Below are 11,827 nucleotides of genomic sequence, written 5' to 3'. Positions count from 1 at the left end.
ACAAAAAAACTGCCTAGTAAATGCTAAGCAGTTTTTCACATCAAACTAAGACGCTCAAATTTTAAAATACTTCAATTAACAAATACTTAAAGCAAATTTTTATATACTAAAGCGTAAACCCAATCACATTGAGCTTGTTCTCTTCTGCAAACTCAAATAACTTATGAACATGATTTAAATTCTCAAGAAATGTATTCAAACCTTCTTGGCTCTCTGCTTCGTAGTAACCGATGTCGTGTACCAATTTTTTTAAATCTGTCGCGGCAAACGCTCTGATAATCTTAGGTACGACTGCCATATCATATAATAGCCCGTCATGCTGATCATGCAGAGGCGTGCTGTTGTCTGTCAAAAATAACAGATAGCACAAGGCGTAATACCCCTCTCCCAACAGCTCAATCAATTCTTCCGTATAGTGTTCAACAGATGCTTGTTTCACATCCAAGTATTGGTTATCGCGATTTTCTCTTAGCTCATCAAGTGTAATACTACCATTGAACATACTTGCTAAATTTTCCTCACGAACACTACAAAAAAAAATGACATAGATGTAGAAATAGGCATCGTATTCTCCTTATCTGTTATTAAAAATAAGAACCACCTAGCAGAAGCTAAATGGTTCTTTCTTCAGTTCAATGAGATTGAATAAAAGATAGGTCGCAGGTTAAGTAATCAATAGCGAGTATTATGTAAGTTAAGTAAAACCCACAGTCTTGACTGGTTTGCTCATCTGTCATTTTAGCGCTTTTCTTTATACTGAATTTTCACCTGCTACAGATTATTAATCGCGTTTCACTGAATTATCTAGCTAGTTTATCTAGCATGGTCGAGAGCCATGCATTGTTATCTGCAATATACGTGTCCCCTAGTGCTAGGATCTCATCAGCCGCTTGCACAGAGTCAGGATGATCAATCATCGCTTCTTGTATATACGTCTGTCCATGCGACACCATATCTACCATACTCTTGTTAGTCACTTCAAAATGACATTGCCAACCAAGCACCCACGTACCTAATTCTTTATGCTTTGATGTTTGATAAACAAAACCTTGATTGGCCCAAGTATGTGACGTTGCTATTGGCATCGCGCCTTTGGGACACTCAAAACCATCGCCATGCCAATGAAATACAGTGAATTCATTCTTTGGCAAATCTGCTAGCAGCGGATGCGCAAGCCCCTGTTCGGTCAATTGAATGGGCAGCCAGCCAACCTCTTTTATGCCTGATGGCGCAACTTTCGCCCCCAAGCTATCTGCAATCAGTTGTGCACCCAAGCAAACACCAATCACGGTTTTTCCGTCATTAATACTTTGCTGAATGAAAGATTTTTCATCAGCTAGCCACTGAAAGTCACTTTCATCATGAATGCTCATTGGTCCACCCATAACGACTAACCAATCAAAACTGTCTTGCGCGGGTAATGGTTCATTTTTATAAAAACGTGTGACCGTAATACTATGGTCTCGATTATCTGCCCACTGCTTGATATGGCTGAGCTCTTCAAAATCAACATGGTAAAGAGCATGAATTCGTAGCATCATCAAATTATCCTTTTATTAAAAAAATAAAAAACCGCCTAGCAAAAGCTAAGCGGTTTCTGTTATACAGCTCTCAAAAAGAGTCAGTTAAGACTTACTGATTTTTTTCGTAAACTGGTAACTCTTTGCAGATCGCTTTTACTTTACCGCGTACTTCAGTAGCGACGGCTTCATCACCGCGGCTATCTAGTACATCACAAATCCAACCTGCCAAATCACCCGCTTGCGCTTCGTTGAAGCCACGAGTAGTGATTGCTGGCGTGCCGATACGGATGCCAGACGTCACAAACGGAGATTTCGGATCATTTGGTACGGCGTTTTTATTCACAGTAATATGCGCATCGCCAAGCCATTTGTCCGCCTCTTTACCCGTCATTTCTTGCTTAACTAGGCTGATCAGCATGAGATGGTTTTCAGTACCGCCAGAGATGATTTCATAGCCGCGGTCTTGAACCACTTTTGCCATCGCTTTAGCGTTTTTGACCACTTGCTGCTGATAAGTAGAAAAGTTATCTTCTAACGCTTCTTTAAAGCAAACCGCTTTTGCCGCGATGACATGCATCAACGGACCGCCTTGGTTACCTGGGAATACGGCAGAATTGAGCTTTTTAGCAAGTACTTCATCACGCGCCAAAATCATGCCTGAACGTGGGCCACGTAGGGTTTTGTGCGTAGTCGTTGTAACCACATCAGCGAACGGTACTGGGTTTGGATAAACACCACCAGCAACTAGACCAGCAACGTGCGCCATATCTACTAGCAAATAAGCACCAACTTCATCAGCGATTTCACGGAAACGTGCCCAATCCACTACCTGTGAATACGCTGAAAAACCAGCAATAATCATTTTAGGCTTATGCTCTTTTGCCAAACTTTCAACTTGGTCATAATCGATAAGACCAGTGCCTTCGACCAAGCCGTACTGTACAGCATTATAGTTCAGACCTGAAAAGTTAATGTGTGCGCCGTGAGTCAAGTGACCACCTGCGTCTAAGCTCATGCCTAGTACGGTGTCATTTGCTTCAAGTAACGCTAAAAATACGGCAGAGTTTGCTTGGCTACCAGAATGTGGCTGGACGTTGACGTACTCAGCACCGAACAACTCTTTTGCACGATCAATCGCCAATTGCTCTACAACGTCTACATGCTCACAACCACCATAATAACGCTTACCAGGATAGCCTTCAGCGTATTTGTTGGTTAGATCTGTGCCTTGCGCTTCCATCACTGCTTGCGAGCAGTAGTTTTCAGACGCAATCAATTCGATATGGTTTTCTTGACGAACGCTTTCTGCAGCCATCGCTTCAGCAAGTACTGGATCAAAATCTTTGATAGAAATATCTTTAAACATAGTGATGTCCTAGGTAGTGACTGTCATTGAAAAATGTCGTTGAAAAGAAGCTTATAGGCTGCCCACAATAAAACAATTACTGTGTCAACGTCGCTCAAAGTACCAGCGGTACTTTTACGCTCAGTTTTATGGTATGACCATTATTGTGAATTGAGTCTATTAGCAAAGATAAGTAGGAGTAAGCAGAGGCAATAGGCCTGTCATTAACTTGTCCAATTCGGCAATAAACTCGATACGCGCTGGCATCAAAATCATCGCTAAACATTAAGTGTAACATGAAAATTTGTGCGGTGAGCGCAAAAAAACCTCACTGTAAGCTGAGTGAATTAAATGGTGATATAACGCAGATAAATAGCCAATAAAATAAATGGTTTACCGCTATCATATTGCTCCTAGCCTGTTGTTGGTCAGCAGATTATTAGCGATATTTATCTATTGGCTGGCTACTTAACGGATATTTAACTGTCAGTAGTGACAAATGCTGGCAAGAAAGTTTCGCTGATCAGCAGCTGGCGACCATACCAATCATAACGTGTTTGCCGTTGCCAACCTTCAGCAGTCTGCTGGATAAAACGCTGATTGGGCAAAGTCCGGCTGCGTTTAAATAACACATAACCGATGGGTGTACCTTTAAGCTGCTGTAGACGGCGGGCGTGACCTTTGAGACTGGGTAACGGAAAGATACTTTGCGCGGCCACCCACGGATGCTCGTCATTGCCATATAGTTGCGCTTCACGCACCCATGCTAGCATGGGACGATTTAGCATGGCACCTGTGACATTCAATTGTTTTTTTTGTGCCAATGACAGCAATCGGTAGCCCTCAAGCTACGCTCCACGCGCAAGGGCTGCCCTGCTTTCACTTCCAACACCGCCGTGAGAGAGCCTGCGACATTGAGCCACGAGAGTAGCTCACTAGGAGGAGACAAATGGGTAAGACAAATAAAAGGAGTACTGGACATAGTTAACGGCTAATAGTGACATAATAATAAAAAAGAAAGCGAGCGTTAGGCGTATTAAGCAAAGCCTATTGAGTGGTATCAAAGGCTGGCATATTATCCGCATTAAAGGGCAATGCCTCAAACGCTTGCTGACGATACTGCGCCATATGCTCACGGTCTTGGGCGCAAAAATTGGCGATAGCTGGCACAAAACGTGGGTCATAAATACGGTGGATAGAGTGTGTCGTCGTTGGAATAAAACCACGAACCAGCTTATGCTCGCCTTGCGTACCCGGATCAAAATACTTAAGCCCTTGCTCGACGGCAAATTCAATACCTTGATAATAACACAGCTCAAAGTGTAAGCTGTCGTACTCACCCAGTGCCCCCCAATAGCGACCATAAAGAGTGGCATTTTCGCTATGGCGATCATCGTATAAAAACAAGCTACTGGCTATAATTTCACCAGAGGCATCTAACGCTTGTGCGAGCATTAAGTGCTCAGACATAGTCGCTGCCAGTGCCATAAAAAAATCTATCGTCAAATAAGGCTGTTGTCCACGTACTGCATAGGTCATCACATAACAATGATAAAAGGCTTTCCAGTCCTCGTCAGTAATAGCATCACCGCATTTACGTTGGCAGCTGATGCCTTGCTCAGCAACCTTACGACGCTCAGCACGGATGGTTTTGCGTTTTTTGGCTTTTAGCGTCGCTAAGAATGCTTCAAAATCAGCAAACGGTTGGCAGTCTTGTAGCAAGTCTTTATTTTGCCATAAGAACTGGCAGCCTTGACGTTCCAGTATAGGCATGTCAATTGCGGTTGATTCTAAACCATTATCTTGAGCGGCTAGCAAATGCGCTATATCAATATCAGTAGGCATAGATGCCGTCGCAATCTTTGCCAGCTCAGGCGTAATAAATAATCCATGCCAGCTTGAGGCACCTACTTGCTGAGCAATATCATCGACGCCTGCGATAGCTGTCTTTATAATGTCGGTGGTTAACGTCTCACCTTTTGCCAACCAAAGCCGCTGACCCGTAATCGGTGTATAGGGCACGCTAGTAACCAGCCTTGGATAATAATCCACCCCATAACGCGCATAGGCTTCTGCCCATGAATGGTCAAACACAAACTCGCCACGATGATGACCTTTGAGGAATACTGGCAACACCGCCACAGGATGCGCGACTGTTTGCGCAGCTTCGTTAATCGCAGAATGATTTTCACTATGGTTTTCACTATGGTTTTCACTATGGTTTTCACTATGATCAGCGTGGTCTATCGAGCTGCCGCTTTGACTATCTGCGACACGATGTACCAACACAAATATCGGCAACCAGCTGCCTGCTCACCAATCGCGCCAGTGTCAGCTAACGCTTGCCAAAAAGCAAACGACATAAAAGGGGTATCGGGGGTTTGCCAGTCTGTTTGACTCTGCCAGCTGGTGTCATTGAGTAATGCATATTGTAAACTCATAATACTCACTATTTATTTTTATATGGGCGTAGTTTTTTATACCTTGTTTCGTATATGACTAGCCTAGCAAAATTCTACTCAAACTCTGTCACAATTATGCTCTCATAATTGTCAGATATTACGAATAAAATAGGTAACAATGCACTCTCGATAATAAAAGCTACCCCAGTAAAGTCACCTCTAAAAACATAGATAATTTGGTTTGTCAGCTCATGTCTGACAGAAGAGTAAGAATCACTTAGTCACGATTCATATCTATGATATGACTGGCAGTTTTTTGAATAATGATTGTATTATTCATCGTTTTATGATGAATATTAGCAGGCAGTGTTTGTATAGAAAGGATGAAATTTTTATCGATGACTGGTAGAATAAGGCTCTTAACAGCTTAATGTAATTAAGACATATTAGAAACAACCGAAAACACTACACTTAGTTCATTATGCGATATTGACATCGTATCAGATTTATAATCAGTTAACTATGATGTAGCGTCCGCACTCTATTTTTAAGTCATTCATATGAGCAGGTCGTTCAGACAAGACAGTCAAACTGCCGCTTAACGAAGAAAAATTCTAAGCAGACTCGATGGTCTCCAAGAAACTGGCTACAAAAAGCTCGCGACACATTATTTAGTATCGTTGCATGATCCATTATTACATCAGAGCTGCATGGAATTATTAACTTATATTTGAGCCTTATTATTAATTACAACTAAAAGGAATGCCCAACTAATGTCTAAAATTATTTATACAAAAACTGACGAAGCACCAGCGCTAGCAACCTTATCATTTTTGCCAATTGTAAAAGCCTTTACTCAAACAGCAGGTATCGAAGTTGAAACCAGCGATATCTCTGTTGCTGCCCGTGTGTTGGCTGAGTTTCCAGAGTACTTAACGGAAGAGCAGCGCGTTCCTGATAATCTGGCTGAGCTGGGTCGTCTGACTCAAGATCCAGACACCAATATCATTAAACTGCCTAATATCAGTGCTTCTGTTGGACAGCTAAAAGCTTGTATCAAAGAGTTGCAAAGCAAAGGCTACGCTATCCCTGATTTTCCAGATGATCCTAAGACAGAAGAAGAAGAAGAGATCCGTAAGCGTTACGGCAAAAGCTTGGGCAGTTCTGTCAACCCAGTATTGCGTGAAGGCAACTCAGATCGCCGTGCACCAAAAGCGGTTAAAAACTATGCACGCAAGCATCCACACTCTATGGGTGAATGGAAGCAATGGTCACAGACCCACGTATCGCACATGCACAGTGGCGATTTCTATGCTGGTGAGCAATCTATCACTTTGGATAAAGCACGTAGCGTACGTATGGAGCGTGTCGCTGAAGATGGCACTATTCATGTCTTCAAAACAGGCATTGCCTTGCTGGACAAAGAAGTCATCGACTTGATGTTTATGAGCAAAAAATCATTACTTGAGTTTTATGAGCGTGAAATGGAAGATTGCCGTGAAGCTGGTATCTTGTTTTCACTGCACGTAAAAGCCACTATGATGAAAGTATCGCATCCTATCGTGTTTGGTCATGCGGTCAAAACTTATTATAAAGATGCCTTTAATAAGCATGGCGCTTTCTTTGACGAGCTAGGTATCAACGTCAACAACGGCATGGCAAGTTTGTACGAAAAAATCGCTGAGCTACCTGCCAGTAAGCGTGAAGAAATCGAACGCGATTTACATGCTTGCCAAGTGCATCGTCCACGCCTAGCGATGGTTGATTCATCAAAAGGTATCACCAACTTCCATTCACCAAGTGATGTGATTGTTGATGCGTCTATGCCAGCGATGATTCGTTCAGGCGGTAAAATGTGGGGCGCTGATGGCAAAATGTATGACTGTAAAGCGGTCATGCCTGAGTCTACTTTTGCTCGTATCTATCAAGAAATGATTAACTTCTGTAAATGGCATGGCAATTTTGATCCAACGACGATGGGTACGGTTCCTAACGTTGGTTTGATGGCGCAAAAAGCCGAAGAGTATGGCTCTCATGACAAGACTTTTGAGGCGAGTGGTTCAGGATTGGCTCGTATTGTCGATGAAGATACTGATGAGGTATTGCTTGAGCAGCAGGTTGAAAATGGCGACATCTGGCGCATGTGTCAGGTTAAAGATGAGCTATCCAAGATTGGGTAAAACTTGCCGTACGCCGTGCCCGTGAATCAGATACACCAGTTATCTTTTGGCTAGACCCTTATCGCCCACATGAGAACGAGTTGATCAAAAAAGTTCAAACTTACTTAAAAGATCATGATACGACAGGCCTGCATATTGAAATCATGTCACAGGTTCGTGCGATGCGTTATACGCTAGAGCGCGTTGCCCGTGGTCTGGATACTATCTCTGCAACTGGTAATATTTTACGTGATTACTTGACTGACTTGTTCCCAATTTTAGAATTAGGAACCAGTGCGAAAATGTTGTCAGTCGTACCATTAATGAAAGGCGGCGGTTTGTTTGAAACGGGCGCTGGTGGTTCTGCACCTAAACACGTTCAACAGCTACTAGAAGAAAACCATTTACGTTGGGATTCATTGGGTGAGTTCTTAGCCTTGACCGTCTCTTTGGAGCATTTGGCCAGTCACGATAACAATGCTAAAGCGCAAATCTTGGCGGATACATTGGACACGGCGACAGAGAAACTGTTGTTAAACAACAAAGGTCCATCACGTAAAACAGGTGAAATCGATAACCGTGGTAGTCATTTCTATCTGGCGATGTACTGGGCACAAGAGCTTGCAGCACAAGATAAAGATGCTGATCTAAAAGCAAAATTTGCACCGCTGGCAGAAAAACTTGAGAGCAACGAAGCTGCTATCGTCAAAGAGCTAAATGAAGCTCAAGGCAAGCCTGTAGACTTGAAAGGTTACTACTTGGCAGACGAAGCATTGGCTGAACAAGCGATGCGTCCAAGCACGCTATTCAATGCAGCAATCGCCTCATTGTAATTGAGTTGTGTGCTCATACAGCAGATAATTGGGCTTAATTTTCTTTACTTATAAAGACTTTTGAACCCAGTTAAGCAAAATAAAAACACCGCTTAGGTCTCAGACTTAAGCGGTGTTTTTTATGCTTGAACATAAGACAGTACGTTTAAAACGTTACTTTTAAAATACCACTTATAAACAGCAAAAAACTGCCAATAAAAAAGCCACCTACATAACTGTAGGTGGCTTTTTGACATTAATAAGTTCAACGATACTTTTGTGAATATTGATACTTTTATCAATAGTATAAAATTCTGATAACTGCTGACTCAGCTCTATATACTTTTTAAACATCCATGTGCTTGATAACCGCTTTACCAAACTCAGAAGTACTGAGCAAGATAGCATCTGGCATGAGGCGCTCAAAGTCATAAGTGACCGTTTTATTAGCAATCGCACCTTGGATACCACTGATAATGAGATCAGCGGCTTCTGTCCAGCCCATGTCTCGTAACATCATCTCAGCCGATAAAATCAATGAGCCAGGATTTACTTTATTCTGACCCGCATATTTAGGTGCTGTGCCATGAGTTGCCTCATAAACCGCAATTGCACCGCCTTTGTTAGCGCCCGGTGCGATACCAATACCGCCCACCTCGGCTGCTAGGGCATCTGAGATATAATCACCGTTTAAGTTTAGCGTCGCAACGACTGAATAATCCGCAGGACGCATCAAGATTTGCTGCAGAAAGGCATCAGCAATAACATCCTTGATAATAATATCATTGCCTGTTTTTGGATTTTTCATTGTCATCCAAGGACCACCATCTAATAATTCTGCATCGAAGCGTTCTGCTGCCAGCTCATAGCCCCATTCCTTAAATGCGCCTTCGGTATACTTCATAATATTGCCTTTGTGCACTAAAGTCACACTGGGCAAATCATTATCGATAGCATGTTGAATGGCTTTACGTACCAGACGCTGCGAGCCTTCTTTGGATACTGGCTTGATGCCGATACCGCAATCATCATCGAAGCGGATCTTCGTAACGCCCATCTCTTCTTTTAAGAATTTAATGATTTTCTTAGCATCCTCACTGCCCGCTTTCCATTCGATACCTGCATAGATATCTTCTGAATTTTCACGGAAAATAACCATATCTGTCAGCTCAGGATGCTGAACAGGACTTGGTACACCTTCAAACCAGCGAACTGGGCGCTGACAGACATAGAGGTCAAGCTCTTGACGTACCGCCACATTCAATGAGCGAAAGCCACCGCCAACTGGCGTGGTCAATGGGCCTTTGATACTGATAACATAGTCTTTTAAAATCTCTAGCGTCTCGCTTGGCAGATAGTCACCATCGTATATTTTAGCGGCTTTTTCGCAAGATAAGCCTCCATCCAAATGATGGACTGTTTGCCATGATAAGCTTTCTCCACGGCCGCATTGACCACTTTTATCATGACCGGCGTGATATCGATCCCGATACCATCGCCTTCAACGAACGGGATAATAGGATGATTGGGTACATTTAGCGACAGATCAGCATTTACGGTAATTTTTTCGCCGTCTCTCGGGACGATAACCTTCTCATAAGACATGGATAAAACTCCTTGGTTGTATGTTAGATATCGCAAGCATCCTTAGCACTCTGTTATGCTAGCCACTCTACTATGATTATTTATACCGCTTTAAACGCGGATTGGCCAAACTAAAAACTTTTAGCAATAGGTAAGTTGCGATATGCTGATAAATGATTTAAAAAATGAATAAATAAAATAGCGGTGCACTGAATAATCATTTATTGACTTAACGATACTGTAGAAATCCCTTTAGTAAAATAGCATCCACACAGACTGTTATAATAACGCGCAAAATAACAAAGATACTTTATATAAAATCAACAAATTTGCAGCTTATAGCGTTGATTTAAAAAAATAACGTTTTATTAGGGCGTGTCCTCGTTTTAAAAATCGTAAATTGAGGACCCGCCCCAGCCTCAAAATACGCACAAAATAATGATTCAAATTTAGGAAATCCCAAACCATGTCGACCTCTAGTCTGATTTTATTCAATAAACCTTATGGGGTGCAAAGTCAGTTTCGTGATGACAGCAACAATAATCACACCACCCTATCACAGTATTTTACCGATAAGTCTTTACGGATTGCTGGTAGCTTGATGCCACCTCAGAGGGCTTGCTGATTTTAACGAGTGATGGTCGAGTCAATAAAGCCATTACCCAGCCACCTTCTGCTGCTGATTTTGCAAAAAACCGTCATAAGCAGGGCAAAACTTACTTGGTGCAAGTTGAAGGCACAGCAACGCCAGCGCAGTTGAATGAGCTTGCCTCTGGCGTACATTTAAAAGATGGCAAGACACTACCGGCGACGGCTCTCATGGTAGAAGAGGCAAACTTACCCATTGATTTATGGCAACGTGAGCCGCCTATTCGTGAGCGTAAGAATGTACCGACTTCATGGCTCATGCTGACGATTTATGAAGGTAAGAATCGCCAAGTCAGACGTATGACAGCGCAGGTTGGACTGCCTTGCCTGCGTTTGATACGCTGGTCAGTGGCAGGGTTTGAATTGGGTGATTTAGCCGTTGGTGAGTTTGTGCGCATTCATCTCACTAGCGAACGCTGTCAGCAATTAGGCATTCTTGATTGATTAATTAATTAAGGGGCTGTCCTAGATAAGTAAAATAATCTAGGATAGTCATATGAGAAAGAGCAGATTAAGTTGGTACAAACAAACCAGACTCATTGAACTATTTATTGCCGGTTCTACCGCAAGAACAGCAGCAAGCTTAGTGGGTGTTAATAAAACAACAGCTAGCTATTACTTTCACAGGCTAAGACTACTGATTTATGAAAATAGTCAGGAACCTGGTCTTCTAGAAGGCGAAATAGAAGTTGATGAGAGCTACTTTGGCGGTAGACGCAAAGGCAAACGTGGTCGCGGTGCTGGTAATAAAGTGCCTGTGTTTGGACTGCTTAAGCGCAATGGCAGCGTCTATGCTTGTCTCATCCCTAATGCCAGAGCCGATACCTTAATCCCTATTATAAGAGAAAAAGTAAAGCCTGATAGCATCGTTTATACTGACTCATTCAGAAGTTACAATGCCCTTGATGTCAGTGAGTTTACCCATTACCGTATCAATCATTCAAAAGAGTTTGCACAAGACAGAAACCATATCAACGGAATAGAGAACTTTTGGAGCCAAGCCAAGCGTCATATGCGCAAATATAATGGCATCCCAAAAGAGCATTTCCATCTGTTTTTGAAGGAATGTGAGTGGCGTTTTAACTACAGTGATCCAAAACGTCAATTACACCAGCTAAAACAATGGGTTAAACAGGAACTGAACTAGTTATCTAGGACAGCCCCTTAATTAATTATTACTATCAATCTACTGGTATCTCATTGCTGATTACTTGTGACTGGCATCTGCTTATTTGGGCGTGCCCGCATTTCTATCAGTTTTTTAGATCAGAATACGTCTTAGTCATTGGCTTTGATAGCAATTAAAACCAATTACGACTTGCTAAACATCGCGTCTCGAACGAGCAAGGTTTAT

Annotated in this window: 8 protein-coding genes and 3 pseudogenes; 4 read left to right on the top strand and 7 right to left on the bottom strand. The window is 42.4% G+C overall.

Features of this window, described 5'->3' with window-relative positions; translation table 11 throughout:
• Positions 1–106 precede the first annotated feature (106 nt).
• The 6 genes and pseudogenes from TT12_RS12660 to TT12_RS17785 all read right to left on the bottom strand — a co-directional run bounded on the left by TT12_RS12660 (position 107) and on the right by TT12_RS17785 (position 5,309).
• A complete protein-coding gene (locus TT12_RS12660; protein ID WP_045455374.1) occupies positions 107–502 on the bottom strand; it encodes a hypothetical protein in 396 nt (131 codons plus the stop codon).
• 298 nt (positions 503–800) lie between these two features.
• On the bottom strand, positions 801–1,541 hold the full coding sequence (locus tag TT12_RS12655) for a type 1 glutamine amidotransferase (protein WP_045455371.1): 741 nt from the start codon (positions 1,539–1,541) through the stop codon (positions 801–803).
• 91 nt (positions 1,542–1,632) lie between these two features.
• The gene (gene glyA / locus TT12_RS12650) at positions 1,633–2,889 is read right to left on the bottom strand and encodes a serine hydroxymethyltransferase (RefSeq protein ID WP_045455368.1); all 1,257 of its coding nucleotides are present in this window, start codon (positions 2,887–2,889) and stop codon (positions 1,633–1,635) included.
• Between the two features lie 458 nt (positions 2,890–3,347).
• Positions 3,348–3,850, bottom strand: a pseudogene (locus TT12_RS12645) (chorismate--pyruvate lyase family protein).
• A 65-nt stretch (positions 3,851–3,915) separates the two neighbouring features.
• Positions 3,916–5,169, bottom strand: coding sequence for a GNAT family N-acetyltransferase (locus tag TT12_RS12640; RefSeq protein ID WP_243443694.1), 1,254 nt, complete (start codon positions 5,167–5,169; stop codon positions 3,916–3,918).
• Positions 5,112–5,309, bottom strand: coding sequence for a hypothetical protein (locus TT12_RS17785; protein WP_243443693.1), 198 nt, complete (start codon positions 5,307–5,309; stop codon positions 5,112–5,114). Before TT12_RS17785 ends, TT12_RS12640 begins: the two co-directional genes overlap by 58 nt.
• Positions 5,310–6,043: 734 nt before the next feature.
• Here TT12_RS17785 and TT12_RS12635 point away from each other — a divergent pair.
• A pseudogene (locus tag TT12_RS12635) lies at positions 6,044–8,262 on the top strand (NADP-dependent isocitrate dehydrogenase).
• Positions 8,263–8,587: 325 nt separating this feature from the next.
• Here TT12_RS12635 and icd read toward each other — a convergent pair.
• Positions 8,588–9,846 (bottom strand): annotated as a pseudogene (gene icd, locus TT12_RS12630) (NADP-dependent isocitrate dehydrogenase).
• 445 nt (positions 9,847–10,291) lie between these two features.
• Between icd and TT12_RS19470 the strand changes: the two are divergent.
• Genes TT12_RS19470 through TT12_RS12620 form a run of 3 tightly spaced genes read left to right on the top strand, consistent with a single transcriptional unit; the run spans position 10,292 to position 11,620 of the window.
• Complete coding sequence (locus TT12_RS19470; RefSeq protein ID WP_243443692.1) at positions 10,292–10,450, top strand: pseudouridine synthase family protein; 159 nt, start codon at positions 10,292–10,294, stop codon at positions 10,448–10,450.
• A complete protein-coding gene (locus TT12_RS12625) occupies positions 10,444–10,917 on the top strand; it encodes a pseudouridine synthase family protein (RefSeq protein WP_243443691.1) in 474 nt (157 codons plus the stop codon). The genes TT12_RS19470 and TT12_RS12625 overlap by 7 nt, the downstream gene beginning before the upstream one ends.
• Before the next feature lie 52 nt (positions 10,918–10,969).
• Positions 10,970–11,620, top strand: a complete 651-nt coding sequence (locus TT12_RS12620; RefSeq protein ID WP_045455364.1) for an IS1595 family transposase — start codon at positions 10,970–10,972, stop codon at positions 11,618–11,620.
• The last annotated feature ends 207 nt before the right edge of the window (positions 11,621–11,827 follow it).

This window comes from Psychrobacter sp. JCM 18903 (assembly GCF_000586475.1).
Classification (GTDB): Bacteria; Pseudomonadota; Gammaproteobacteria; order Pseudomonadales; family Moraxellaceae; genus Psychrobacter.
This window is presented reverse-complemented; position numbering and strand designations above follow the sequence as displayed.